A 26276-nucleotide genomic window follows, 5' to 3' on the forward strand; every position below is an offset into this window, starting at 1 on the left:
GACTAGGCCTCCGGGAGAGGAAGCCGCTCGCCCTCGTCCGACGACGTGCGCACGCGCCCGCCGGTGGCGGTTTCTGCCTTCAACTGGAGCGATACGGTGTGGGTGACCGCTGTGTTCCTGGCGGCCTTCGTGTCCGCGGAAAGCACCCAGAACCTGACACCGCCGCCCGCTTCCACGGAGTTGGTGACGGCCACCTGAAGATCGAGATTGATCGTCTCCACGTGCAGTCTGACGGGCTGCCCCGCTGCCTCGAGTGCGGCCGCGGCCAGTTCGTCCCGCAGGGCCCTCAACGCTTCCGCGAGTCCGATCTCCACCGCTGGCCCCCTGTCCGGCACCCGCCTCGGGCGCGCAACGGCTGACAGCACGTCATCGTCCGACCAGCGTACGACGATCTGGCGGGGTCGACGGGGCCTGAACGGAAAGGTGGGTGGGGCCAGGCCCACTTCGTAGCGGATCCGGGAGGCGTCGGGGCGGGTGCCGTGCAGAGTGGAGGCACCGGGCCGGATCGACCGGGGTCGGTGTAGCAGAAGGAAGGGTCATGCGACAGGTTGTGTCGTGGGCGGCGAGCGCCTGTGTGGGGTTCGTCCGGGCGTGCGTGGTCACGGTCGTCAGCGTGTTGGTTCCTGCGGTGTGGGTCGCTGCCGTGGCCCTCGGGATCTGGTGGGGGGCCGCAAATCCGTGGTCATGGCTGGCGCCCGCCGTGCTCGTGGTCGGGGGTACGGCGGCGCTGGCTCGCCCCGTCTGCCGGATGGTCCGCCATCTCGTCGTGAGGTGGACGGGCACCGTCGTTCCCGCCGGGTACCGGCAGGCCGAGCCGGTGGTGCGGATGTCCACCGGGTACTGGTGGAACGGCTTCTCCTACGAGCGCACCCGCCGCGACGCCCTCATGGATCAGCGGTGGCGGATCCGCTGGAACGACCCGGCCAACTGGCGTGACCTGCGCTTCACGGGGATCGCGCCCCTCACCGCCGGTGTGATCGCGGCCGTCCCGCCGACGGGCCTCGCGGTGGCCGTCCTCGGGTTCGGCGGCCCGGCCCCCTCCGTGCGCCTGCTCGGGGTGCTCGGTCTTGCCGTGGCCATCGGGAGTGCCCCGTACGCCTGGCGGGTCGTCGAGCCGGTGGCCGCCCGCTTCCTGCGCCCCTCATCCGCGATGCTGCTCGTGGACCGGGTGGACGAGCTGACGGCCCAGCGCGCGGACACGACGATCGCGCAGGCCGCCGAGATCCGCCGGATCGAGCGGGACCTGCACGACGGGGCCCAGGCCCGCCTGGTCGCGCTCGGGCTGTCCCTGGCGACCGCGGAGAAGCTGATGGCGACCGACCCCGACCAGGCCAGGACGCTGATGCGGGAAGCGCGGGCCGGCGCCACCGCGTCCTTGTCCGAGCTCCGCGACCTGGTCCAGGGGATCAACCCGCCCGTCCTGAACGACCGCGGGCTCGTCGACGCCGTGCGCGCGCTCGCCCTGGACAGCCCGCTCGAAGCGGCCGTCAGCGCCGACGGCCGGCCGCGCCTGGACCCGCCGATCGAGTCCGCCGCGTACTTCGGCATCGCCGAGCTCCTGACCAACGCGGTCAAGCACGCCCACGCGAGCCGTGCGCGGATCAGCATCACGCCGGACACCACCGGCCTCGTCATCGAGGTCGAGGACGACGGCAGGGGCGGGGCGGGCGTGCGCGCCGACGGTGGACTCGCGGGGCTGCGCCGCCGCCTCGCGGCCTTCGACGGCACCCTGGAGATCACCAGCCCGGCAGGCGGGCCGACCCGCGCGAGAATAGTGGTGCCATGCGAATCGTCGTAGCCGAAGACCTCTACCTCCTGCGCGACGGAATGGTCCGCCTCATCGAGGCGTGCGGACACCAGGTGGTGGCCACGGCGGCCACCGGACCCGAGACGCTCGACGCGCTCCTGAAGTGGCGGCCGGACGTCGCCGTGGTCGACGTCCGCATGCCGCCGACCCAGACGGACGAAGGCCTGCGGGCGGCGCTCGCGGCCCGCGGTGAACTGCCCGGCCTGCCGATCCTGATTCTCTCCCAGTACGTCGAACAGCTCTATGCCCGGGAGCTGTTGGCCGACGGCACCGGCGGCATCGGCTACTTCCTCAAGGAGAGCGTGTTCGACGCCGACCAGTTCATCGACGCCCTGGAACGCGTCGCCGCGGGCGGAACGGCCATGGACCCGGCCGTCATCGCGAAGCTGCTGTCCAGCGGATCATCGAACCGGCTACTCGAACGCCTCACCGAACGCGAACACTCCGTGCTCGCCCTCATGGCCGAGGGACTGTCCAACCAGGCCATCGCCCGGCGGCTCTTCCTGAGCGACAGTGCCATCAGCAAGTACACGACCTCCCTGTTCGGGAAGCTCGGCATCACCGATGACGACAACAACAACCGCCGCGTGCTCGCCGTCCTCACCTATCTGAACAACCCGTGACACCGGGCCGAGCGCCTTGGGGCCCTCCGCGGGGCGTCGTGCCTTCTCAGACGTAGAAGCGGGACAGGCTGCGCAGGACACAGGCGGGCTTGTCGCCGCCCTCGATCTCGACCGTGCCGTCGACCGCGATCTGTACCCCGCCCCGCACCTCGTCGACGGAGGCGAGCGTGGCGCGCAGCCGTATCCGGGAGCCCGCCTTCACGGGGGAAGGGAAACGCACCTTGTCCAGGCCGTAGTTGACCTTCGTGGTGACGCCCTGGACGTCGAGGAGATCGGTGAAGAGCGGGATGAAGAGAGACAGGGTGAGATAGCCGTGCGCGATCGGCGCCCCGAAGGGACCCTTGGCGGCCTTCTCCGGGTCGGTGTGGATCCACTGGTGGTCGTCGGTCGCGTCGGCGAAGGTGTCGATGCGGTCCTGACCGACCTCCAGCCAGTCGGTGACGCCCAGTTCGCTGCCGGCCAGGGCGTGCAGTTCGTCAAGTCCGTTGGCGGTGACGGTCATTGGGGTTCTTCTCCTTCAGAGGTGGGTGGCTGTGTGCCGCCGTGGTCGCGGCGCAGGCTGGGCTTGTGGAGCTTCCCGGAGGCGGTGCGCGGCAGTGCGCGCACGGACACCACCGACTTGGGGATCTTGTACTTGGCGAGGCGCCCGGACAGGAAGCCGAGTACGTCGTCGGGGGCGGGGTCCGTGCCCTCGCGGGCCACGACGACGGCGCGCGGCACCTCGCCCCAGCGCGCGTCCGGCACGCCGATGACGGCGCACTCCACCACGTCGGGGTGGGCGAGGAGCGCGCTCTCGACCTCGGCGGGATAGATGTTCTCGCCGCCGGAGATGATCATGTCTTTGAGCCGGTCGGCGATGGTGACGAACCCGTCGTCGTCGACCCGTGCCGCGTCACCGGTGCGGAACCATCCGTCGGCGAAGGCGGCGGCGCTCTCGTCGGGCAACTGCCAGTAACCGGCGGTGACATGGGGCCCGCGCACCAGCACCTCGCCGGTCTCTCCGATGGCCGCCGGGCTGAGATCGGGGCGTACGACGCGTACGTCGGTGAAGAAGTGCGGCACCCCGGCCGAACCCGCCTTGCGCTCCGCGTGCTCGGCGTCGAGGTAGAGCACGCCGGGCGCGGCCTCCGTCATCCCGTACCCCTGCTGGAAGGCGAGCCCGCGCTTCGCGTACGCCTCGATCAGCGGCGTGGGTACGGGCGCCCCGCCGCACATCAGGATGCGCAGCGAGGACAGGTCGGCGCCCTGCCAGCGCGGCTCCCGGGTGAGGTGCTCGTACATCGTGGGCACCCCGAACATCGTGTTGACGCGATGCCGCTCGACGAGGCCGAGGGTCTGCGCGGGGTCGAAGGACTCGACGAGTACGCAGTGGCCGCCCTTGAGGAGCGTGGGCAGGGTGAGCATGCCGAGCGCCGCGGCATGGAAGAGCGGGGCGGAGACCAGGGCGACGGTGTCGGTGGTGAGATCGGCGTCAATCAGGACGTTGACGGCGTTCCAGGTGAGGTTGGCGTGGGTGAGCATGGCGCCCTTGGGGCGGCCCGTGGTGCCGGAGGTGTACATCAGGAGGCACACGTCGTCCCCGCCGACCGCCTCGTCAAGGGGCTCCTCGGCAGGCGCGGAGTGAGCCGTGAACTCCTCGTAGTCCGCGCCCACTTCGACGACGAGATCCACCTGGATCGCCGCCTGACGCAGCTCGGCCACGGCACCGGCGTGGGTGGGGGAGTGGATCAGGGTGCGGGCGCCCGCGTCGGCCAGTTGGTAGGCGAGCTCGGACGCGGTCAGCCGCGTGTTGAGCGGCACGAAGACCGCGCCGAGGGTGCCTGTCGCGAAGAAGGTCTCCAGGAAGGCCGGGTGATTGGGCCCGAGGTAGGCGACCCGGTCCCCGCGCCGGACACCTCGGGCGCGCAGGGCGTGGGCGAGGCGCAGGACGCGGGTGTGCAGGTCGGCGTAGCTGATGGTGCGGCCCTCGTGGGTGAGGGCGGTGCGGTGCGGGGTCTTGCGGGCCCGGCGCGCGGGCCAGGAGCCGAGTCCTTCGTTGCGCATGGCGCCCCCTCTACTTGAGCCCGAGCAGACGGGCGGCGTTCTCCTTGAGGATCTTGGGGCGGACCTCGTCCTTGATCGCCAGCTTCGCGAAGTCGGCGAGCCAGCGGTCGGGCGTCAGGACGGGGAAGTCGGAGCCGAAGAGCACCTTGTCCTTGAGCAAGGTGTTGGCGTAGTGCACGAGTTGGGGCGGGAAGTACTTCGGCGACCACCCCGACAGGTCGATGTGCACGCCCGGCTTGTGCGTGGCGACGGCGAGGGCCTCGTCCTGCCAGGGGAACGACGGATGCGCGAGGATGATCTTCAGATGCGGGAAGTCGGCGGCGACGTCGTCGACGTGCATCGGGTTCGAGTACTTCAGGCGGATCCCGCCGCCTCCGGGCACGCCCGCGCCGATGCCGGTCTGCCCGGTGTGGAAGAGGGCGACGCAGCCGGTCTCCTCGATGACCTCGTACAACCCATAGGCGAGAGCACGGTCGTTGGGGAAGAAGCCCTGGATGCTGGGGTGGAACTTGAAGCCCTTCACCCCGTACTCCTCCACGAGCCGGCGGGCCTGGCGCACGCCTGCCTTGCCGCGGAAGGGGTCGAGGGACGCGAACGGGATCAGCACGTCGGGGTGGGCGGCGGCGGCCTCGGCGACCTCCTCGTTCGGCACGGGCGCGGTCCCGGTGGCGGACTCGGCGTCCACGGTGAAGACGACGGCGGCCATCTTGCGCTCGCGGTAGTAGGCGGCCATCTCTTCGAGGGTCGGCTTACGGTTGCGTCCCTCGACCTTGAAGTACGCGCTGGAGGCGGTGTCGAGGTCCTCGTCGAGGGAGGCGTTCCCCTGTGATGAGACCTCGGCGTGCGTGTGGACGTCGATCGCGGTGAGCTCGGAGAGGTTCAACTCCCTCACGCCCCGAGGATCTTGGGAGCGGGGATGCCGACCGGCTCCGGGGCACTGCCCACGGAGGTGTGCCAGGCGGCGGCGATGGTCTCCGGGGTCCAGCCGCCGTCCGCGTACGCCACGGAGGCCTCCTGCGGATGCGACCACAGGGCGAGCCGGTCGCCGCCGATGCCGACGCACTGCCCGGTCACGTCACGGGCGTAGCCCGACGCCAGGAACGGAACGAGCGCGGCACAGTCGTCGGCCGTCCCGAACCCCTCGCCCTTGCGGAGGAAGTCCGGCAGCGGCTGTCCCTCCTTCATGGCCTCGATGTACGGGGCGAAGGCGGGGATGGTCTCGGTCATCGCGGTGGCGGCCACCGGCACGATCGCGTTGACGGTGATGTCGGCCCTGGCCAGCTCCATCGACCACGTACGCACCATGGCCGCGATCCCGGCCTTCGCGGCGGCGTAGTTGGTCTGCCCGAAGTTGCCGCGCTGCCCGGCGGGGGAGCCGACCAGGATCAGGCTGCCGCCCTCGCCCTGCTCCCGCATGCGTACGGCGGCGGCGCGGGCGCAGGTGAAGGTGCCCCGCAGATGGGTGGTGACGACCGCGTCGAAGTCGTCGTCGGTCATCTTCCACAGCACCCGGTCGCGCAGGATCCCGGCGTTGGTCACCATCACGTCGAGCCGCCCGAACTCCTCCACGGCGCGCGCCACGAGCCGGTCGGCGGCCTCACCTGTACCCACCGCGGCCACCTCCGCGACGGCGCGCCCGCCTGCCTGCGTGATGGTCTTGACAGCCTGCTCGGCCGCCGCCTCGTCGACGTCGTTGACGACCACGCCGGCCCCGGCGCGGGCCAGGGCCAAGGCGTAGGCGAGACCGAGGCCGCGCCCCGATCCCGTGACGACGGCGGCCTTGCCGCGCAGATCCACGGCGTATGAGTCCGGCATGGGGAAACCCCTTCAACAGGCAGCGAATGTGGATGGGTTGGCGGTGGTTCTGCGATCGGGGGGAACACGACTCCGGTCGGTATCGGCCCGCAGAAAGGAAGCTAAGACAAATCATTGTTGTCGTCAATGATTGTTTCCGACATTGTTAATGCGGCATACTGGACACTGTCGGCGACGTCCGCCGAACGTCCGCCGTACGCCCGCGAAGCACCGATCAGGGAGAGCGCCCCTCATGACCAGCCGGAAGACCACCGCCGAGCCCGTGGAGGAAGGTTCCGTCGACGAGAGCGCGCCCTGGATGCGGGGCCTGCACGCCGACGCGGGCTATCTGCTCTACCGGCTAGGCCTGCGCTCGGGGCAGCTCTTCAACGCGGCGCTCCAGAGATCCGGCCTACGCCTGCGCCACTACGCGCTGCTTCGCTACCTGGCCACGGTGGAGGGCGCGGCCCAGCGCGAGCTGAGCCAGGAGCTCGGCTACGACCCCAGCGCGATCGTCGGCCTGGTCGACGACCTGGAACGCCTCGGCTTCGTCGAACGCCGCCCCGCTCCGGACGACCGCCGTCGCCGGATCGTGGCCCTTGGCCCGGCGGGACATGATTTTCTGCGGGATTCGGATGAGGTGGCGCGCGGGGTCACGGATGAACTCCTCGCCCCGCTGGGTCCGGATGAGCGGGAGGTGCTGCATGTGCTGCTCTCGCGGGTGGCTCATACGGATGGTGGGTGAGGACTCCGAGCGGCGCCGGTCAGTCCGTGTCGTCGAAGAGTGTGCGAGCGTGACGGTCGAGTTCGCGGCCCGCGGTCTGCCCGGGGTGATTGGTGCGGACGATGGCCATGACTCCGTCCAGCCAGGCCTCGCCGGGGTGGCGGCCTGTCGCGTGCCATTCGTGGACGACCGTGCGCAGGTAGCGTTCGATGAAGTCCTGGAATTCGGGTAGCGCTCCGGGCAGGCTGTGCAGTGCGACGGTGATCGCGGTGCGGTGCGGTGACGAGGGCTCGGCCGGGGCGGGCCCCTGCCCGCGGGCGGCCCAGAGTTGGAGCAGGGCATGGGCCGCGGAGACGCATCGGTCGTCCCAGTACCCGGTGAAGTTGCTGATGGCTGTGCCCAGTCCGGCATCGCACAGAGGTTCCAGGTCGTGCTGCAGGACGTCGCGATCCCTGTCGCAGAGCAGGTAGGTCTCCCGCCGCATCGGCTCGTGTCCGTGCCTCAGCCAGGACATGCGGCCGCGTTCCTCGCTGCCCGGAGCTATGCCGTACGTCCAGTACGGGTCGACAGCGGGGGCCGGAGGGCGCATCTCGGAATATATGGGCGCCAAACTGAGGTAAATGTCCTTGAACTGTTCGTCGCGCTGTTCGGACCAGGTGCGCTCCAGGCAGATCGCCATGCTGAAAGTGCGCCATCCCTCGTCCATGAGCTGCGATTTGAGCAACGTCATCAGCCGGCTCCAGTGATGCGCGGGCTCCTCCTCGGGAAACAGCTCCCGGCCCCGTACCGGCTCGCCCAGCAGAACAAGGAGCAGCAACAGATTTGCGGCCCACGAAGCGTGCCGGGCCGGTACGGGAAGGTTGCCCGGGCGGTATCCGTCGAAGACACGCTCATGCCGGGCATGCAACGCGAAGTGGAAGAGTCGCAGGAGCAGCGGGCGCAGAGCCGTGAGCTGCTCAGTGGGCAGCCTCCCCAGAGCCTGGTGAAGGAAGATGAGAGTGGCTGAGCGGACGGAGAGCGTCTCGAAGGAGAGCAACGCGTGGAGGAAGGCGTCGTCCGGGGCAGGGACCCGCACGCGGGAGGCGTCCGCGCGAGCTGCCCTCGTGAGGTCTTCCAGCTCCCGCAATGTCAGCCTCGCCACCAGGAATTCGCTGAAGGTGGAGTGCAGGAACTCGAAGGAACGCAGCCGCACCCCGTCCCGCGAGGCCTCCGCACGGTGGATGAAGAAGAACCGGCCCACGACCACCTGCCCCGGCGTGAGTGCCGCCCGCAGATCGGTGGGGCGCGCCGCGTGGGTGCGTTGCGGCAGCAGTACTTCCAGGTCCGCCGTCAGCTCCTCCTCGGTGATCCACTGCTTGTTGCGGTTGACCATGGCGAAGGCGGTCACCGACAGGCACAGCAGCTCGGCCTCCACCGCGTGGGCGAGCTGTTCGTTGCTGAGCCCCGGATCGTTCTTGCGGACCTCGCGCGCGGCGAAACGGGCCAACAGGCGCTCGTAGAGGTCGAAGCTAGCAAGCTCCCCTTGATCGCGCTGGAAGGCGTTGCCCTCCGCGTCGTACAGCGCGAGCATCAGCAACAGTAGGGGCTGGCCGCCCAGTTCACGCTGTGGCAGCACGTGTTCCGGAGACAGGGGGAGCAGCGACTGGTGCCGGAAATGGGCGGCGTTGGTGCCGTTCCACAGCTCCAGCCACTTCGTCACCTGCGCATCGCTGAAGGGTTCGAGCCGCACGGCGACGCCGCCCGGTGAGAGGCGCGCCCGGTCGGCGACGGCCGTGCGGCTGGTGACCACCACGGCCAGCGGGCGGCCGTGCGTGGCCTCGCGCTGCTGGAACGCGGCCACCTTCTGCACGTAGTCGGACTGGCTCACGCCGGTTGCCTGAAGCAGTTCGTCGAAGCCGTCGAGAAGCACCACGGGCAGTGCGCGGCGTGCCGTCCGTGTCACGTCGGGCCAGTCCATGGTCTCACCGGTGGCGTCGCGGATGGCGGTCTCGATCTGGTCCTGGATCGCCGCGTCCGCGGGCACGGCGGACAACGGCACCCGCACGACCAGGAACTCATCGGCGGGCAGCCGGGCCGCCAGGACGCGGGTCAGTACGGACTTCCCCGAGCCCGGCTGGCCCAGGAGCAGCAGCGGCGACTCCACGGCCTGCGGCGCGGTGAACAGGTCCGCCAGAAAGCCTTCCAGGTCGTGGTGGACGTGCCGCTCCTCCCACCAGTGCTCCTCCGAGAGCCGGTCGGCGGCTCCGAAGGCGGCCACCTTGAAGTCAGGGGAGACGTATCCCTCGCCGAGCGTGGGGACGGTCAGGCCCTCCGGCAGGTCCTCCAGGGACAGCAACGGGGCGTCCATCGCCGCTCGTGACGCGCGGTTCAACGACATGTACCGCTCGGCCGCGACCCGCCCGTCGGCGGCTCTGGCGACCGCTTCCTCCAACTGCCGCAACGTGCCTTCGAGTCGGCGGACCTCGTATCGGGTGGCCTGGTGGTCGATGACGTTGACCCAGACGGCCACCTCGGGGCACTCCGCCGCCAGTCGCCGGTACATGATCTCGTAGGCGGACACCGCCTGTTGAGGAGCCGAGTCGACCAACCCGGCCCGGACCTCCTCCCGTTCCGGCTCCGGTACGGCTTCCCAGGCCGCGCAGCCGGACACGTACTCCAGGAGCTGTTCGGACAGCCTGCGGTAGAACCCGGTCAGCGCGACGAGCTCCCACTCGTAGGGGCGGTGCGGTGCCGGCATCGGCACCTCGGCGCGCAGCAGCTCGTCCGCGAGGGCGGCCAGCCGTCCGGACTCCGGCGACCGGCCGGTGGCCAGGAGTACGGCCTCGGTCCTGCCGAAGTTCAACTCCCGTCTGTCAAAGGGCAGATCGAGGTCCTTCAGGGTGTCGAAGTACGAGGCGAGAACCACCACGGCGTGCGCCGCGGCAAGGCGCTGGGTCCGGTCGAACCGGCCCAGGCCCCGAGAGCGCTCGGCGAGGCCGGCGACCAGGGACTGGCTCAGCCTCGCCAGCTCGCCCCGGGCGTCGAACAGGCTCAGCGCCAGTGCGGAGCCGCCGCCGGTGGCCACCAGGAGCGCCCCTCCGGTCAGCCGGTCGAGGGCCGCGAGCGCGGGGCTCTCCGACCCGCCGAGCAGCCGCACGGCATCCGCGTAACTCATCCCCCTGGGCACCGGTCCCCTCCCAGCTCCGCGACGGAACGGCCAGCGCCTCCATCATGACGGAACGGGGCGAACGGGGCGGCTCATTCGGCTGCAAATGGCCGCCCCGCTCCGCGCGTTCGGGTCAGGCGCGCTCGGGCAGCTCCGCTCGTACCTCGCGCGCCGCCGCGACCAGGTTCTCCAGAGAGGCCTTGGTCTCCGGCCAGCCGCGGGTCTTGAGGCCGCAGTCGGGGTTCACCCACAGCCGTTCGGCCGGGATGGCCTCAAGTCCCTTGCGCAGCAGGGCGGCTGCCTCCTGCACGCTCGGTACGCGCGGGGAGTGGATGTCGTAGACGCCGGGTCCCGCCTCGCGCGGGTAGCCGTGCTCGGCGAGTTCGCGGGCCACCTGCATGTGCGAGCGGGCGGCTTCCAGGCTGATGACGTCGGCGTCGAGGTCGTCGATGGCCTGGACGATGTCGCCGAACTCGGCGTAGCACATGTGGGTGTGGATCTGCGTGTCCGGCCGGACGCCGCTGGTGGTGAGGCGGAAGGACTCCGTGGCCCACTCCAGGTACTCGGGGTGGTCGGCGGCGCGCAGCGGCAGGGTCTCGCGCAGCGCGGGCTCGTCGACCTGGATGACCGAAGTGCCAGCCGTCTCCAGGTCGTTGACCTCGTCGCGCAGGGCGAGGGCGACCTGGCGTGCCGTGTCGCCGAGCGGCTGGTCGTCGCGGACGAAGGACCAGGCGAGCATGGTGACCGGACCGGTGAGCATGCCCTTGACGGGGCGGTCGGTGAGTGAGTTGGCGTACGAGGTCCAGCGCACCGTCATCGGCTCGGGCCGGGAGATGTCGCCGGCCAGGACCGGCGGGCGCACATAGCGGGTGCCGTACGACTGGACCCAGCCGTGCTGCGTGGCCAGGTAGCCGGTGAGCTGTTCGGCGAAGTACTGCACCATGTCGTTGCGTTCGGGCTCGCCGTGCACCAGGACGTCGATGCCGGCCTTCTCCTGGAAGGCGAGGACCTCGCGGATCTCGTTCTTGATGCGCTCCTCGTAGCCGGTCGTGTCGATGCGCCCGGCGCGCAAGTCGGCCCGCGCCGTGCGCAGTTCGGTGGTCTGTGGGAAGGATCCGATGGTTGTTGTGGGCAGCTGCGGCAGGCCGAGCCGGGTCCGCTGGGCCGCCGCACGCTCCGGGTAGGCGTGCGCGCGGCGGGCGTCGGCGTCGGTGACGGCGGCGACGCGGGAGCGCACGGCGGGGTCGTGGGTGAGGGCGGATCCCGTGCGGGACGCCAGATCGGCGCGGTTGGCGGAGAGTTCGGCCGTGATGGCGCCCGTGCCCTGGGCCAGGCCGCGGGCGAGCGTGGCGATCTCGGCGGTCTTCTGGTGGGCGAAGGCCAGCCAGCGGGCGATCTGCGGGTCGATGTCCCGTTCGGCGGTGGCGTCGAGCGGGACGTGCAGGAGGGAGCAGGACGCGGAGACGTCGACCCGGTCGGCGAGGCCGAGGAGCGTGCCCAGCGTGGACAGGGACTTCTCCAGGTCGTTGATCCAGATGTTGCGGCCGTTGACGACGCCCGCGACCAGACGCTTGCCGGGCAGTCCGCCGACGGCGGCGAGGTCCTGGAGCTGGCTCGCGGCGGCCTCGGTGAAGTCCAGCGCGAGGCCGTCGACCGGCGCCTTGGCGAGGACGGGGAGGGCCTCGCCGAGCCTGCCGAAGTAGGAGCCGACGAGGAGCTTGGGGCGGTCGGTGAGGGCTCCCAGGTCGCGGTAGGCGCGGGCGGCGGCGTTGAGCTCGGCCGGGGTGCGGTCCTGGACCAGGGCGGGCTCGTCGAGCTGCACCCACTCGGCGCCCGCGGCGCGCAGGTCGGCGAGGACCTCGGCGTACACGGGCAGCAGACGGTCAAGGAGGGTGAGCGGCTCGAAGTCGGCGGCCACGCCGGGCGCGGGCTTGGCGAGCAGCAGATAGGTGACCGGGCCGACGAGGACCGGGCGCGCCGCGAGGCCGAGCGCGATGGCCTCCTTCAACTCGCCCACCTGCTTGGCGGGGTCGGCGGTGAAGACGGTGTCGGGGCCGAGTTCCGGTACGAGGTAGTGGTAGTTCGTGTCGAACCACTTGGTCATTTCGAGCGGCGCCACGTCCTGGGTGCCGCGGGCCATCGCGAAATAGCCGTCGAGCGCGTCGGTGTCGACGGCCTCGCGGTGCCGCCGGGGGATGGCGCCGACCATGACGCTGGTGTCCAGGACGTGGTCGTAGTACGAGAAGTCACCGGTCGGCACCTCATGGATGCCTGCGGCGGCCAGGTGCTGCCAGGTGGACCGGCGCAGCTGCGCCGCGGTGTCCCGGAGGGCGTCGGCGCTGACGCGGCCCTTCCAGTACCCCTCGACGGCCTTCTTCAGTTCCCGGTTCGGGCCCTGGCGGGGGTAGCCGTACACGGTGGCGCGTGCTGCCGCGGCTGCGGACTTCGATGTCACGGAAATCTCCTTCGCGAGATGACTCCTTGAGATCCCGGGGACGGGACACGGACGCGAAGGGGTGACGAATCCGGCGGACCGAACACGCGCCGTCGGCGCGGTGCTGCGGTACTCCACCTGATCTGTACGCCGACCCGCCCACGAGGTCACCGGGATGTCCGCACGTGAGGGGTCACGTACGGGCAACGGGCAGGTCTTCGGACTCGCGGGCACACCTGCCGAAACAGGTTCCTACTGGCCGTCGCTTCCCGGATCCGCGCTCGGATCCAGTGCGTATGACGGCGGTCGTTCCCACTTACCGCTGCGGGGCAGTCCCGGATTCCCACCGGGTTCCCTCTTGCGACGCGTCTGCCTGGCGGACAGGGCGAACCAGCTGCACTGGTCAGGCTAAGGGGTGGTCGGCTTCTTGGGCAGTACTGATCACATTCCGGACCGTGAGGTGAGACACGGACCCCGGCCCGACCCCGGCCCGACCCCGGCCCGCACCCGGCCCGACCCCGGCCCGCACCCGGCCCGACCCCGGCCCGCACCCGGCCCGACCCCGGCCCGGGGCAACGCGTGCGGGGGCGCGGAACGGATCACCAGTCCGTTCCGCGCCCCCGCTCACAGCAGCCGCGGGCCCCTCAGCCCCGGCGGCGGACCCGGGCCCCTCAGCCCCGGTCGTAGGTGTGGAACCCGCGGCCGCTCTTGCGTCCCAGCAGCCCTGCCTCCACCATGCGCCGGAGCAGCGGCGGCGGCGCGTACAGGGGTTCCTTGAACTCTTCGTAGAGCGACGCGGAGATGGAGGCGACCGTGTCCAGGCCGATCAGGTCCGCCAGCTTCAGCGGCCCCATCGGGTGCGCGCAGCCCAGCTCCATGCCCGCGTCGACGTCGGCGGCCGTCGCGAAGCCCGACTCCGTCATCCGGATCGCGGAGAGGAGGTAGGGCACGAGCAGCGCGTTGACGACGAAGCCCGCCCTGTCCTTGGACCGGACGACCGTCTTGCCCAGGCCGTGCGTGGCGAACTCCTCGACGGCGGCGACGGTCCGCGCCGCCGTGTGCAGCGAGGAGACGATCTCGACCAGCGGAAGGACGGGAACGGGGTTGAAGAAGTGCAGCCCGACGACACGGTCGGCACGCCGGGTCGCCATGCCCAGACGCATGACCGGGAGGGAGGAGGTGTTGGTGGCCAGGATCGCGTCGGGGTCCTCGACGATCTTGTCGAGGGCGGCGAAGACCTCCGTCTTCGCCGCGCTGTCCTCGACGACCGCCTCGACGACGAGCTGGCGGTCGGCCAGGTCGTCGAGGCTGCCGGTGAAGACCATCCGGGCCAGTGCGTCCTCGGCGCCGATGCGGTCCAACTTGCCCCGCTGTACAGCACGTTCGAGCGAGACGGCGACCCGCTCGCGGGCGGCGCGGGCCGCGAGGGCGTCGGCTTCGCAGACGACGGTGTCCAGACCGGCGCGGGCACACACCTCGGCGATCCCGGCGCCCATCTGGCCGCCGCCCACCACACCGACCCGGCGAATGGCTGTGGTCATGACTGTCCCTCCGGGCGGTGCGCGAGGTGGCGGGCATAGGCATCCGTGGTGAAGAAAGCGGGCAACTCCCGTGCCAGGGCGTTGCGTTCGAAGAGCTCGCGGATCTCGTCGAGGGGCGCCCACGGATACTCCGCGCCCAGGGCGGCGAGCTCGTCCTCCACCAGGTCCAGGACGGTCCCGCGCTCGACGACCCGGTGGCGCAGCCACTGCCAGATCTGCACCCGGGCGATCTCGGCGGTGGCGGCGTCCTCCATGAGGCCGTACAGGGCGACGGCTCCCTGCCCGTGCAGCCAGGCGGCGAAGTAGCGCAGGGCGACGGCGATGTTGGTGCGAACGCCCTCCGGCGAGGGCGGGGCGCTGATGCGGCGCACGGAGAGCAGCTGCGCCGCGCTCACCTTTACGTCCTCGCGCGTGCGGTCGATCTGATGCGGGCGGCTGTCGAGCACACCGTCGAACACCGCGCGGCATACGGGGACGAGCGCGGGATGGGCCACCCAGGAGCCGTCGAAGCCGTCCTCGGCCTCGCGTTCCTTGTCGAGCCGCACCGTGGCGAGGGCCGCCTGGTGGGCGGCCGGGTCCTTGCCGGGCACATGGGCGGCCATCCCGCCGATGGCGTGGGCGCCCCGGCGGTGGCAGGTGCGTACGAGAAGTTCGGTGTAGGCGCGCATGAAGGGGGCGGTCATGGTGACCTTTGCCCGGTCGGGCAGCAGGAAGTCGGTGCGGTGGCCGAAGGTCTTGATGAGGCTGAACAGGTAGTCCCAGCGACCCGCGTTGAGGCCGGAGCTGTGCTCGCGGAGCTCGTAGAGGATCTCCTCCATCTGGACGGCCGCCGTGATGGTCTCGATCAGGACGGTGGCCCGGATCGTGCCGCGGGGGATGCCGATCAGGTCCTGGGCGAGGACGAACACGTCGTTCCACAGCCGGGCCTCGTCGCGGTTCTCCAGCTTCGGCAGGTAGAAGTACGGTCCGTGCCCGGCGTCGATCTGCCGCTGGGCGCAGTGGAAGAAGTAGAGCCCGAAGTCCACGAGGGAGGCGGGCGCGGGCCTGCCGCCGATCTCCAGGTGGTCCTCGGTCAGGTGCCAGCCGCGCGGCCGGACGACGATGGTCGCGACCTGCTCGCCGAGCCGGTACCGCTTGCCCTCCGGGGTGGTGAAGTCGATCCTGCGCTCGATGGCGTCGAGCAGGTTCAGCTGACCGCCGATGATGTTGCCCCAGGTGGGCGACGTGGCGTCCTCGAAGTCCGCCATCCACACCTGCGCACCGGAGTTGAGTGCGTTGACCGCCATCCCGCGCTCCGGCGGTCCCGTGATCTCCACCCGGCGGTCGGTCAGTCCGGGCGCCGGGGGAGCCACCCGCCAGGAGTCGTCCGCCCGTACGCGGGAGGTGGCGACGGAGAAGTCGAGCGGGGATCCCGAAGCGAGCCGGGCCCCCACCCGCGTGCGCTCCTTGAGGACCTCCAGGCGGCGGTCGGCGAAGGCGTCGACGAGGCGGCCGACGAACTCCAGGGCCTCGGGGGTGAGGATCTCGTCCTGCCGGTCGGTCGGCGGTCCGAGGACCTGGGCACGGCGGGTCGGGGCGGAGAGGGGCATGCGGGTCTCCTCAGCAGGGGGGCGGATCGGGGACGGTGGGGGCGCCCCCGTAAGGGGCGCGGGAACTGCGCGCTCAACCCCCACCGCCCCGCGGACGACAACGCGACGATCCGGCGAAGCGTCTAGTGGAACTGCTCTTCCTCGGTGGAACCGGACAGCGCAGTCGTGGAGGAGGCGGGGTTGACCGCGGTGGACACCTGGTCGAAGTAGCCGGTGCCGACCTCCCGCTGGTGCTTGACGGCGGTGAAGCCCTGCGCCTGCGCGGCGAACTCGCGCTCCTGGAGGTCCACATAGGCGGTCATGCCGTGCTCGGCGTAGCCGCGGGCCAGGTCGAACATGCCGTGGTTGAGGGAGTGGAAGCCCGCCAGGGTGATGAACTGGAAGCGGTAGCCCATGGCGCCGAGCTCGCGCTGGAACTTGGCGATCTGGTCGTCGTCCAGGGCGGCGCGCCAGTTGAAGGACGGGGAGCAGTTGTAGGCGAGCATCTGGTCGGGGTGCTCGGCGTGGATCGCCTCGGCGAACTCGCGGGCCTGCGCGAGGTCCGGGGTGCCGGTCTCGACCCAGATGAGGTCCGCGTACGGGGCGTAGGCGAGGCCGCGCGCGATGACGGGCGCCATGCCGTTCTCCACCCGGTAGAAGCCCTCGGCGGTGCGCTCGCCGGTGACGAACCGGGCGTCGCGCTCGTCGACGTCGCTGGTCAGCAGGTTCGCGGCGAGCGCGTCCGTGCGCGCCACGATCAGCGTCGGCACGTCGGCGATGTCGGCGGCCAGGCGGGCCGCGTTGAGGGTGCGGATGTGCTGGCCGGTGGGCACGAGCACCTTGCCGCCCAGGTGACCGCACTTCTTCTCCGAGGCCAGCTGGTCCTCGTAGTGGATGCCCGCGGCGCCCGCGGCGATCATCGCCTTGGTCAGCTCGAAGGCGTTGAGCGGGCCGCCGAAGCCCGCCTCGGCGTCGGCGACGATCGGCGCGAGCCAGTCGGTGGTGTCCTCGCCGCCCTCGGCGGTGGCGATCTGGTCGGCGCGCAGCAGCGCGTTGTTGATCCGACGGACCACCTGCGGCACCGAGTTGACCGGGTAGAGCGACTGGTCGGGGTAGGTGTGGCCGGCCTGGTTGGCGTCGGCGGCCACCTGCCAGCCGGACAGGTAGATCGCCTGAAGGCCGGCCTTGACCTGCTGGACGGCCTGGCCGCCGGTCAGGGCGCCGAGCGCGTGGATGTAGTCCTGCTCGTGCAGTTGGCGCCAGAGCCGCTCGGCGCCGCGCCGGGCGAGGGTGTGCTCCTCGCGGACGCTGCCGGAGAGCCTCACGACGTCATCGGCGGTGTAGGTGCGCTCGATCCCCTTCCACCGCTCGTCGCTCGCCCATCGCCGAGCCAGCTCCTGGGCCGTTGCCGCCGTCGTCCCTGCCTGTGCCATGACCGTCTCCTGGAAACTCGTGAACTCGTGAACTCGTGAACTGACGGAGCTCGTGAACTGTGCGAATGCCTGGCACTGAGTGCCGGGGTGGAAGGAAGGTGCGACCCGCCGGGTCCCTGGTGGGCAATCCGAGCAATGCTGCCGAGCCGGGCGGAGGGGTCGGGATCGCCGACGTCAGGGCATTGAGTCGTACCCCGTTCCCGATCCGCCCGACGGAGTCCGGCGGGCCGCGGTACGACTCTGGCACCGGCACTCAGTGCCAACAAGAAGGGAAAGGTGCCAACTTCTGCGCATCTTTTCCCGCCGTATTGCCAAGTCTGTTAATGCCGCGATCCGCGTTCGCGTGGCTACCATCGCGAGCAGTGCCGACGAGGGTGATCGTGACCGGACAGGAGCCACGGGTGAGCAAGACGTACGCGGGAGCACGGCTGCGCAGGCTGCGCGAGGAGCGCCGCATGAGCCAGGCCGACCTGGCCCGCACCCTGGCCATCTCGCCGAGCTACCTCAACCAGATGGAGCACGACTCCCGGCCGCTGACCGTGCCCGTACTGCTGCGGCTCACCGAGGCGTTCGGCGTCGACCCGGGCTTCTTCTCCGCGCGCGACACCAGCCGCCTGGTGGCCGACCTGCGGGACGCCCTCACCGGCGAGGTCTCCGCGGGACGGGTGTCCGCCTCCGACCTCTCGGACCTGGCGTCGCGCATGCCCGCCGTGGCGACGGTCCTGGTGGACCTGGGGCGACGGAACCAGCACCTCACCGAACAGCTCTCCGAGGCGGCCGAGGGGCGGGGGCCGGGAGCGGCGGCGCAACCCCGTTCCGCGCACGAGGAGATCCGTGAGTTCTTCTACCGGCGCCAGAACTACCTGCACGACATCGACCTGGCCGCCGAACAGTTCGCCGCCGAGATCGGGGTGCGCCCCGGCGAGGTCGTCCGCGCCTTGGCCGAGCGCCTCGCCGAGCGCCACGGGGTGCGCCTGGCCGCGGACGCCGGTCAACTCCTGCACCACTACGACCCGACGGCCCGGGTCCTGCACCTCTCCAGCCGGCTGCGCCCCGGCCAGCAGGCCTTCCGGATGGCCACCCAGCTCGCCCTGCTCGAATACGCGGACGAGGTCTCCGCGCTCGCGTCGGAGGACTTCGGCCAGGAGACCGCGGCCTGGCCGCTGGCCCGCATCGGCATCGCCAACTACTTCGCGGCGGCGCTGATCCTGCCCTACCGCCGCTTCCACGCCGCCGCCGAGGAGTTCCGCTACGACATCGAGCGCCTCACCGACCACTTCGGCCTCGGCTACGAGACGATCTGCCACCGTCTCAGCACCTTGCAGCGCTCCCGGCTGCGCGGTGTGCCCTTCTCCTTCGTCCGGGTCGACCGGGCGGGCAACATGTCCAAGCGGCAGTCCGCCACCGCGTTCCACTTCTCCCGCGCGGGCGGCACCTGCCCGCTGTGGAACGTGTACGAGGCGTTCCCCGCGCCCGGCCGCATCCACGTCCAGGTCGCCTCCATGCCGGACGGCCAGCGCTTCCTGTGGACCGCCCGCGCGGTCACCCGGCACCGCGGCGGCTGGGGCGAGCCCGGCAAGACGTTCGCCATCGGCCTCGGCTGCGAGATCCGGCACGCCGCACGGCTCGTCTACTCCGACGGGCTCGACCTCGCCAGCGCCTCGTCCGCCGTACCCATCGGCATGGGCTGTCGCCTCTGCGAACGCACCGACTGCCCCCAGCGTGCGGTGCCCCCGCTGGACCGGCGCCTGGCGATCGACGAGAACAGCAGCACCTTCGTGCCCTATCCCGTGGCCGGGGAGCAGCCGGGCACCGGCTGACGGTGGCGGGCCGGACCGGGCGTCCACGGCGTGGAGGGGTGGACTTACTAGGACGTCCAACTATATGTTCGTGGCACAAGGTCCGCGGTGCAGGGAAGCCGGTGTGAATCCGGCACGGTCCCGCCACTGTGACCGGGGAGTGTGCCGTCATCCACACGCCACTGGCGAGGTCTGCCGGGAAGGCGGGCGGCGCGCGCAGATCCGGGAGTCAGGATACCGGCCGCGGAATGTTCCGTGTTGTCCACGAGGATGGAGCAGACACGCATGGCACCGGTCCGTACCCACGACCCTGGTGATCCGGCGGAGCGCACACAACTCACCACGCGCTCATAGGACTTCGCGGCCCCCGGCGGTCTCCCCGTACGCCTGACGGCCCCGACGTCCGCTGTCCCACGGCTCGCACCGGCAGCGCACACACCCGTGCGCCCCGCAGGCGGCTCGCCGTGCCGTCCCCGGATCTCACCTGACGAGAGCAGGCACCCATGGTCCGTGAACTCACCCACTTCATCGGCGGCAAGCACACCGCCGGCACGTCGGGCCTCTTCGGCGACGTGTACGACCCCAACACCGGCACCGTCCAGGCCCGCGTACCGCTCGCGGGCCGCGCCGACACCGAGGCGGCGATCGCCGACGCGGTCACGGCGCAGCAGGAGTGGGGCAGTTGGAACCCGCAGCGGCGCGCCCGCGTCCTGCTCCGCTTCCTCCAGCTCGTCGAGGCCGAACGCGACTCCCTGGCGCGGCTGCTCTCCGCCGAGCACGGCAAGACCGTGGCCGACGCGCACGGCGACCTCCAACGCGGCCTGGAGGTCGTCGAGTTCGCCGCCGGGGCCCCGCATCTGCTCAAGGGCGAGTTCACCGACAACGCGGGCACCGGGATCGACGTGCACTCGCTGCGTGCCCCGATCGGCGTGGTCGCCGGGATCACCCCGTTCAACTTCCCCGCGATGATCCCGCTGTGGAAGGCCGCGCCCGCCCTGGCCTGCGGCAACGCGTTCATCCTCAAGCCCTCCGAGCGCGACCCGTCCGTACCCCTGCGCCTCGCCGAACTCTTCCTGGAGGCAGGCCTGCCGCCCGGCGTCCTGAACGTCGTCAACGGCGGCAAGGAGGCGGTCGACACCCTCCTGGAGGACCCCCGTGTCGGCGCGCTCGGCTTCGTCGGCTCCACTCCCGTCGCCGCGCACATCTACGCCACCGCCGCCGCCCACGGCAAGCGCGCCCAGTGCTTCGGCGGCGCCAAGAACCACATGATCGTCATGCCGGACGCCGACCTCGACCAGGCCGTCGACGCGCTCATCGGCGCCGGGTACGGCTCGGCGGGCGAGCGCTGCATGGCCATCTCGGTGGCCGTGCCCGTGGGCGAGGAGACCGCTGACAGGCTGGTCGCCGCGCTCAAGGAACGCATCGGCACGCTCCGCATCGGCCGCAGCGACGACCCGGACGCCGACTTCGGCCCCTTGGTGAGCAGGGACGCCCTCGACCGCGTCCGGCGCTACGTCGACATCGGCGTCAACGAAGGCGCGGAACTCGTCGTCGACGGACGGCAGTTCACCCTGGCCGGCCACGAGAACGGGTTCTTCGCCGGAGCGTCGCTCTTCGACCGGGTCAGCCCGCGGATGCGGGTCTACCGCGAGGAGATCTTCGGCCCCGTCCTGTGCGTCGTACGAGCCGCCGACTACGAGGAAGCCCTGCGCCTGCCCAGCGAGCACCCGTACGGAAACGGGGTCGCGATCTTCACCAGGGACGGCGACACCGCCCGCGACTTCACCCGCAGGGTCAACACCGGAATGGTCGGCGTCAACGTCCCCATCCCGGTCCCCGTGGCCTACCACACCTTCGGCGGCTGGAAGCGATCCGGCTTCGGCGACCTGAACCAGCACGGCCCGGACGCCATCCGCTTCTACACCCGCACCAAGACCGTCACCTCGCGCTGGCCCTCGGGGGCCAGGGAAGGCGCGAGCTTCACCCTGCCCACCATGGGATGAGCGCCATGACCACCACCTCGCTCACCCAGGACCAACAGGCCCTCGTCGAGACCACGCTCGACTTCGCGGAGGACCACCTGGCCCCCCGCGCCGTGCAGTGGGACCAGGACAAGCACTTCCCCCTGGACGTACTGCGCAAGGCGGCCGGGCTCGGGCTCGGCGGCGTCTACGTACGGGAGGACGCGGGAGGCAGCGGTCTCACCCGGGCCGACGGGGTCCTCGTCTTCGAGGCCCTCGCCTCCGGCTGCCCCTCCATCGCCGGCTACCTCTCCATCCACAACATGGTCGCCTGGATGATCGACGCCTACGGAGACCCGGGGCAACGGGCACGCTGGCTGCCCCGCCTGTGCTCCATGGACGATCTCGGCAGCTACTGCCTCACCGAACCGGGCGCCGGATCGGACGCCGGGTCCCTGCGCACCCGGGCGGTCCGCGACGGCGGCGGCTACGTCCTCAGCGGCGTCAAGCAGTTCATCTCCGGCGCGGGAGCCGCGCAGGTGTACGTCGTCATGGCGCGCACCGGTGAGGAAGGCCCCGGGGGCATCTCCGCGTTCGTCGTCGACCGGGACGACCCCGGGCTCTCGTTCGGCCCCGACGAGAAGAAGATGGGCTGGAACGCCCAGCCCACCCGCCAGGTGATCCTGGACGGGGTACGGATCCCCGCCGACCGGCTGCTCGGCGGCGTGGGCGACGGCTTCCGCATCGCCATGAGCGGCCTGAACGGCGGTCGCCTCGGCATCGCCGCCTGCTCCCTGGGCGGCGCCCGCAGCGCCCTCAACAAGAGTCTGACGCACCTCGCCGACCGTGAGGCGTTCGGCGCCAGGCTCCTCGACGCGCAGGCCCTGCAGTTCCGCCTCGCCGACATGGCGACCGAACTCGCCGCGGCCCGCGCCCTGGTCCACCAAGCGGCCCAGGCCCTGGACCGCGCGGACCCACAAGCGCCGCAGCTGTGCGCGATGGCCAAACGCTTCGCCACCGACACCGGCTACTCCGTCGCCGACCGCGCCCTGCAACTCCACGGCGGATACGGCTACTTGACCGAGTACGGCATCGAGAAGATCGTCCGCGACCTCCGCGTCCACCAGATCCTGGAAGGAACCAACGAGATCATGCGCGTCATCGTGGCCCGAAGCCTGACGGAGGCGCTGCGGTGACCGCCGCCGAGGACTACGTCCTGCTCCGTACCGAGGGCCACGCGGCCCACCTCACGCTCAACCGGCCCCAGGCCCTCAACGCCCTCACCCACGCCATGGTCCGCCGCGTCGACGACGCGCTCACCGCCTGGGAGAGCGACCCGGCCGTCCACACCGTGATCATCCAGGGCGCCGGCGGGCGCGGCCTGTGCGCGGGCGGCGACATCCGCTCCATCTACGAGGACGCCCGCGCGGGGACGACCGCCTCCGCCGATTTCTGGCGCGACGAGTACCGGCTCAACGCCCGCATCGCCCGCTACCCCAAGCCGTACGTCGCCCTGATGGACGGCATCGTGATGGGCGGCGGCGTCGGGGTCTCCGCGCACGGAGACGTCCGCATCGTCACCGAGCGCTCCCGCATCGCGATGCCGGAGACCGGCATCGGCTTCGTGCCCGATGTGGGCGGCACCTACCTGCTGGCCCTCGCCCCCGGCGAACTGGGCACCCACCTGGCGCTCACCGGCGCGCGGCTCGGCGCGGCCGACGCCCTGCTGCGCGGGCTCGCCGACCATTTCGTTCCCAGCGGCGACCTGCCCGATCTTCTCGACGACCTCGCCACCCAGCCCGTGTGGGACGCACTTCAGACGTACGTGCGCCAGCCACCGCCCGGAGAATTGGCCGCCCATCGCTCCTGGATCGACGACTGCTACGGCGCCGACACGGTGGAGGAGATCATCGCCCGCCTGCGCGACCACGGATCGCACGCGGCGGCCCAGGCTGCCGAGACCCTCGCCGCCAAGTCGCCCACCGCCCTGAAGGTCACGCTCGCCGCACTGCGTCGCGCGCGGCGGCTCGGCCCGCTGGAGAGCGTCCTGGAGCAGGAGTACCGGATCTCCTGCGCCGCGCTCACCTCGCACGACCTGGCCGAGGGGATCCGCGCCCAGGTCATCGACAAGGACCGCAGCCCGCGCTGGGCGCCCGCCACCTTGGCCGGGGTCGGCGACGCGGACGTGGCGCGCTACTTCGCCCCGCCCACCGGTGGCGAACTCGATCTGGCCTGGGCCCAGCAGGAGGTGGCGTGGTGAACGGCAAGCCCACGATCGGCTTCATCGGCCTCGGCCACATGGGCGGCCCCATGGCCGCCAACCTCGTCAAGGCGGGCCACCGGGTTCTCGGCCACGACCTGATGCCCGACCTGCTCGACGCCGCCGTCGCGAGCGGTGTGGAGGCGGCCGGATCATCGGTGGGCGCCGCAGCCGCGGCGGACGTGGTGATCACCATGCTGCCCGCGGGGCGGCATGTCCTCGGCCTCTACCGCGAGGAGGGGCTGCTTGCCGCCGCCCGGCCGGGCACGCTGTTCATCGACTGCTCGACCATTGACGTGGCCGACGCACGCAGCGCCCACGAGGCCGCTGTCACAGCCGGGATGCGGGCCCTCGACGCGCCCGTCTCCGGGGGAGTGGTCGGCGCGGAGGCCGGCACGCTCACCTTCATGGCGGGCGGAGGTGACGCGGAGTTCGCCGAGGCCGAGCCGCTCCTCGCGGCCATGGGAAAGAGGGCGGTGCACTGCGGCGGGCCCGGCGCCGGTCAGGCAGCGAAGATCTGCAACAACATGATCCTCGGCGTCTCGATGATCGCGGTGAGCGAGGCGTTCGTCCTCGCCGAGAGCCTGGGCCTTTCCCATCAGGCCCTGTTCGACGTGGCCTCCACCGCGTCCGGCCAGTGCTGGGCCCTGACCGTCAACTGCCCGGTGCCGGGGCCGGTTCCGGCCAGCCCCGCCAACCGCGACTACCGCCCCGGGTTCGCCGCCCCGCTGATGGCCAAGGACCTGGGCCTGGCGGCCAACGCCCTGCGGTCGGGTGGCGTCCATGCCGAACTCGGTCTGAAAGCAGCGGAGTTGTACGCCGCTTACGCGGAGGGCGCGGGGGCGGACCAGGACTTCTCCGGGATCGTCAACACCCTCAGGCACCACACGGCAGGGAGCAAGGAGAGCACATGACCACGGAGCCGTACGAGACGATCCGCGTCGAACGCAAGGGCCGCACCGCGCTCCTCACGCTCGACCGGCCCAAGGCCCTGAACGCACTCAACCTCCAGGTGATGAACGAGATCGTCGCCGCGACGGCGGAGCTCGACCGGGACCCGGACATCGGCTGCGTCGTCCTCACCGGATCTCCGAAGGCGTTCGCCGCCGGGGCCGACATCAAGGAGATGCGGCCCCAGAGCTACCTGGACATGTACCTCAGCGACTGGTTCACCGCGTGGGACCGGCTCGGGGCGCTGCGCACGCCGACGGTCGCGGCCGTCTCCGGATACGCGCTGGGCGGCGGCTGCGAGCTGGCGATGCTGTGCGACATCCTGCTGGCCGCCGACACCGCGGTCTTCGGGCAGCCCGAGATCAAACTGGGCGTGATCCCCGGCATCGGCGGATCGCAGCGGCTGACCCGCGCGGTGGGGAAGGCCAAGGCCATGGAGATGTGTCTGACCGGCCGGACCATGGACGCCGATGAGGCGGAGCGGGCCGGGCTCGTCTCACGGGTGGTGCCCGCCGGTGAGCTCCTCGGGGAGGCGCTCGCCGTCGCCGAGACCGTCGCGGGCATGTCCCTGCCCGTCGCGATGATGGCCAAGGAAGCGGTGTCACGGGCCTTCGAGACGACCCTCGCCGAGGGCGTCCGCTTCGAACGCCGCCTCTTCCACGCCGTGTTCGCGACCGCGGACCAGAAGGAGGGCATGGCCGCCTTCGTCGAGAAGCGGCCGCCGGGCTTCACCCACTCCTGAGGTCCGAGGTCTCCACCGGATAGGGGACATACGTACGCCGGTCGGGGTCGACCGCCAGTCGGCCCCCGGCCGGCGGTCTGGCCCGCTGGGCGCAGTCGCGGCGCTCGCAGATGCGACAGCCCAGGCCGATCGGTGTCGCGGCCCGGGAGTCGTCCAGGGCGACGCCCTCCGCGTAGACCAACCGGTGCGCGTGGCGCAGCTCGCACCCCAGGGCGACGGCGAACTCGGCACGCGGCGCATGGTGCCCGGCGCCGCCCCTCGTGACGGTCCGCGCCACCCAGAAGTAGCGCTTCCCGTCCGGCATCTCCGCGACCTGCGTGAGGACGCGGCCGGGCGAGGAGAACGCCGCGTACACCGTCCACAGCGGGCAGGTGCCACCGAGCCGCGAGAAGTGGAAGTCGGTGGCGGACTGACGCTTGGAGACATTGCCCGCCCGGTCCACGCGCAGGAACGAGAAGGGCACCCCGCGCCGCCCCGAGCGCTGAAGGGTGCTGAGCCGGTGGCAGACGGTCTCGAAGCCGACGCCGAAGCGGGCCTGGAGCAGCTCGATGTCGTAGCGCAGTTCCTCGGCGGCGGCCTGGAACACCGTGTACGGCATCAGGAGAGCCCCGGCGAAGTAGTTGGCGAGTCCGATCCGGGCCAGGGCGGTGGCCTGGGGCGAGGTGAGGCCGTCGGCGTCGACCAGTGCGTCGAGTAGCGGACCGTGCTCCAACAGCGCCAACTGCGTGGCGAGTTGGAAGGCCCGTTGACCCTCCGAAAGCCAGGGCGACAGGAACAGCAGCCGGTTCCCCGCGTCGAAGCGGCGGGCGTCGGCCGAGCGGTCGGGGGCCGCCCGCACCACCGTGACGTGGTGGCGGTCGGCGAGCCTGCCGCGCAGGATGTCCGTCGCCGGACGCGCCGATTCGAGTCCCCAGTCGCGCGCCGCGTGTTCCGCCTCGCCGTCGAGCGGCCCGAAGTGGTTGTGGTGGGCGTAGAAGAAGTCGCGTACCTCGTCGTGCGGTTCGGCGGGCGGCAGGGCGGTGGCCGGGGAAGTGGGGGAGGCGTCCGCGGAGGCGAGCGCGGCCACCTGCTCGGCGGTGTCACGGTAGCGGTGGTGCAGGGCGACCAGGGCGCGGGCCACGTCGGGATGGTCGCGGGCCACCTCGGCAGCCTCCTCCACCGAGGTCAAAGCGCCGGTGGCCTCGTCGCCCAGGGCCGCCCGCAGGTCGGTCGCAAGCCGCTCCTCGGCCGCCTCGGAGAAGAACTCCGGGTCCACGCCGAGGACTTCCGCGATGCGCAGCAACACCGCTGCCGTCAAAGGGCGTTGGCTGTGCTCGATCTGGTTCAGATAGCTCGTCGAGATGCCGAGGGTGCGGGCCAGCTCGACCTGGTTCATGCCGCGCTCGGTGCGCAGCCTCCGCAGCTTGGCGTGGGCGTAGATCTTCCGTGCCGGAGGCCGTGCCATGGGCGCT

At 71.2% G+C, this 26276-nt stretch carries 20 protein-coding genes and 2 riboswitches; of the genes, 9 read left to right on the top strand and 11 right to left on the bottom strand.

Going from position 1 to position 26276, the window contains the following annotated elements; genetic code table 11:
* Window positions 1-2: 2 nt before the first annotated feature.
* The gene (locus ACFUPX_RS17665; RefSeq protein WP_383322551.1) at window positions 3-314 is read right to left on the bottom strand and encodes a trypco2 family protein; all 312 of its coding nucleotides are present in this window, start codon (window positions 312-314) and stop codon (window positions 3-5) included.
* Between the two features lie 224 nt (window positions 315-538).
* Between ACFUPX_RS17665 and ACFUPX_RS17670 the strand changes: the two genes are divergently transcribed.
* Together ACFUPX_RS17670 and ACFUPX_RS17675 are read left to right on the top strand one after the other, a co-directional pair.
* Window positions 539-1798, top strand: a complete 1260-nt coding sequence (locus ACFUPX_RS17670) for a sensor histidine kinase (protein ID WP_383322554.1) — start codon at window positions 539-541, stop codon at window positions 1796-1798.
* Window positions 1783-2430: a LuxR C-terminal-related transcriptional regulator gene (locus ACFUPX_RS17675; protein ID WP_383322556.1), complete on the top strand. Its 648-nt coding sequence runs from the start codon at window positions 1783-1785 to the stop codon at window positions 2428-2430. The genes ACFUPX_RS17670 and ACFUPX_RS17675 overlap by 16 nt, the downstream gene beginning before the upstream one ends.
* 46 nt (window positions 2431-2476) lie before the next feature.
* On the opposite strand, the gene ACFUPX_RS17680 is transcribed toward ACFUPX_RS17675, so the two are convergent.
* The 4 genes from ACFUPX_RS17680 to ACFUPX_RS17695 are packed head-to-tail and all read right to left on the bottom strand — an operon-like array spanning window position 2477 to window position 6288.
* Window positions 2477-2932, bottom strand: coding sequence for a MaoC family dehydratase (locus tag ACFUPX_RS17680; protein WP_383322559.1), 456 nt, complete (start codon window positions 2930-2932; stop codon window positions 2477-2479).
* Window positions 2929-4473, bottom strand: a complete 1545-nt coding sequence (menE, locus tag ACFUPX_RS17685; RefSeq protein ID WP_383322562.1) for an o-succinylbenzoate--CoA ligase — start codon at window positions 4471-4473, stop codon at window positions 2929-2931. Before menE ends, ACFUPX_RS17680 begins: the two co-directional genes overlap by 4 nt.
* A gap of 10 nt (window positions 4474-4483) precedes the next feature.
* Window positions 4484-5356, bottom strand: a complete 873-nt coding sequence (locus tag ACFUPX_RS17690) for an amidohydrolase family protein (protein WP_383322657.1) — start codon at window positions 5354-5356, stop codon at window positions 4484-4486.
* Between the two features lie 5 nt (window positions 5357-5361).
* Window positions 5362-6288 carry an SDR family NAD(P)-dependent oxidoreductase gene (locus ACFUPX_RS17695; protein ID WP_383322565.1) on the bottom strand — a complete coding sequence of 309 codons (927 nt, stop codon included), beginning with the start codon at window positions 6286-6288 and terminating at the stop codon, window positions 5362-5364.
* 232 nt (window positions 6289-6520) lie between these two features.
* Here ACFUPX_RS17695 and ACFUPX_RS17700 point away from each other — a divergent pair, with 232 nt between their 5' ends.
* A complete protein-coding gene (locus ACFUPX_RS17700; protein ID WP_383322568.1) occupies window positions 6521-7012 on the top strand; it encodes a MarR family winged helix-turn-helix transcriptional regulator in 492 nt (163 codons plus the stop codon).
* 19 nt (window positions 7013-7031) lie between these two features.
* Here the strand turns inward: ACFUPX_RS17700 and ACFUPX_RS17705 are convergent, their stop codons facing one another.
* The 5 genes from ACFUPX_RS17705 to aceA all read right to left on the bottom strand — a co-directional run bounded on the left by ACFUPX_RS17705 (window position 7032) and on the right by aceA (window position 17112).
* Entirely contained in the window at window positions 7032-10145 is a 3114-nt protein-coding gene (locus tag ACFUPX_RS17705) for an NACHT domain-containing protein (RefSeq protein ID WP_383322571.1), read from the bottom strand.
* 124 nt (window positions 10146-10269) lie between these two features.
* On the bottom strand, window positions 10270-12591 hold the full coding sequence (metE, locus tag ACFUPX_RS17710; RefSeq protein ID WP_383322574.1) for a 5-methyltetrahydropteroyltriglutamate--homocysteine S-methyltransferase: 2322 nt from the start codon (window positions 12589-12591) through the stop codon (window positions 10270-10272).
* A 170-nt stretch (window positions 12592-12761) separates the two neighbouring features.
* A riboswitch (cobalamin riboswitch) is annotated at window positions 12762-12980 on the bottom strand.
* 261 nt (window positions 12981-13241) lie between these two features.
* Window positions 13242-14111, bottom strand: coding sequence for a 3-hydroxybutyryl-CoA dehydrogenase (locus ACFUPX_RS17715; protein ID WP_383322577.1), 870 nt, complete (start codon window positions 14109-14111; stop codon window positions 13242-13244).
* Window positions 14108-15700: a malate synthase A gene (gene aceB / locus ACFUPX_RS17720; protein ID WP_383322580.1), complete on the bottom strand. Its 1593-nt coding sequence runs from the start codon at window positions 15698-15700 to the stop codon at window positions 14108-14110. The genes ACFUPX_RS17715 and aceB overlap by 4 nt, the downstream gene beginning before the upstream one ends.
* Before the next feature lie 122 nt (window positions 15701-15822).
* On the bottom strand, window positions 15823-17112 hold the full coding sequence (gene aceA, locus ACFUPX_RS17725; RefSeq protein WP_383322583.1) for an isocitrate lyase: 1290 nt from the start codon (window positions 17110-17112) through the stop codon (window positions 15823-15825).
* A gap of 401 nt (window positions 17113-17513) precedes the next feature.
* On the opposite strand from aceA, the gene ACFUPX_RS17730 reads away from it, so the two are divergent.
* From ACFUPX_RS17730 to ACFUPX_RS17755, 6 genes are all read left to right on the top strand, one after another.
* Entirely contained in the window at window positions 17514-18932 is a 1419-nt protein-coding gene (locus tag ACFUPX_RS17730; protein WP_383322586.1) for a short-chain fatty acyl-CoA regulator family protein, read from the top strand.
* A gap of 54 nt (window positions 18933-18986) precedes the next feature.
* Window positions 18987-19172, top strand: a riboswitch (cobalamin riboswitch).
* A gap of 242 nt (window positions 19173-19414) precedes the next feature.
* A complete protein-coding gene (locus tag ACFUPX_RS17735) occupies window positions 19415-20914 on the top strand; it encodes a CoA-acylating methylmalonate-semialdehyde dehydrogenase (RefSeq protein WP_383322589.1) in 1500 nt (499 codons plus the stop codon).
* Between the two features lie 5 nt (window positions 20915-20919).
* Complete coding sequence (locus ACFUPX_RS17740; RefSeq protein ID WP_383322592.1) at window positions 20920-22068, top strand: acyl-CoA dehydrogenase family protein; 1149 nt, start codon at window positions 20920-20922, stop codon at window positions 22066-22068.
* Window positions 22065-23132, top strand: coding sequence for an enoyl-CoA hydratase/isomerase family protein (locus ACFUPX_RS17745; protein ID WP_383322595.1), 1068 nt, complete (start codon window positions 22065-22067; stop codon window positions 23130-23132). Before ACFUPX_RS17740 ends, ACFUPX_RS17745 begins: the two co-directional genes overlap by 4 nt.
* Window positions 23129-24046: a 3-hydroxyisobutyrate dehydrogenase gene (mmsB, locus tag ACFUPX_RS17750; protein WP_383322598.1), complete on the top strand. Its 918-nt coding sequence runs from the start codon at window positions 23129-23131 to the stop codon at window positions 24044-24046. The genes ACFUPX_RS17745 and mmsB overlap by 4 nt, the downstream gene beginning before the upstream one ends.
* A complete protein-coding gene (locus tag ACFUPX_RS17755; protein WP_383322601.1) occupies window positions 24043-24825 on the top strand; it encodes an enoyl-CoA hydratase in 783 nt (260 codons plus the stop codon). The genes mmsB and ACFUPX_RS17755 overlap by 4 nt, the downstream gene beginning before the upstream one ends.
* On the opposite strand, the gene ACFUPX_RS17760 is transcribed toward ACFUPX_RS17755, so the two are convergent.
* Complete coding sequence (locus ACFUPX_RS17760) at window positions 24812-26269, bottom strand: short-chain fatty acyl-CoA regulator family protein (RefSeq protein WP_383322604.1); 1458 nt, start codon at window positions 26267-26269, stop codon at window positions 24812-24814. The genes ACFUPX_RS17755 and ACFUPX_RS17760 overlap by 14 nt on opposite strands.
* Window positions 26270-26276: the final 7 nt, after the last annotated feature.

Source organism: Streptomyces sp. NPDC057302 (genome assembly GCF_042667685.1).
GTDB lineage: Bacteria > Actinomycetota > Actinomycetes > Streptomycetales > Streptomycetaceae > Streptomyces.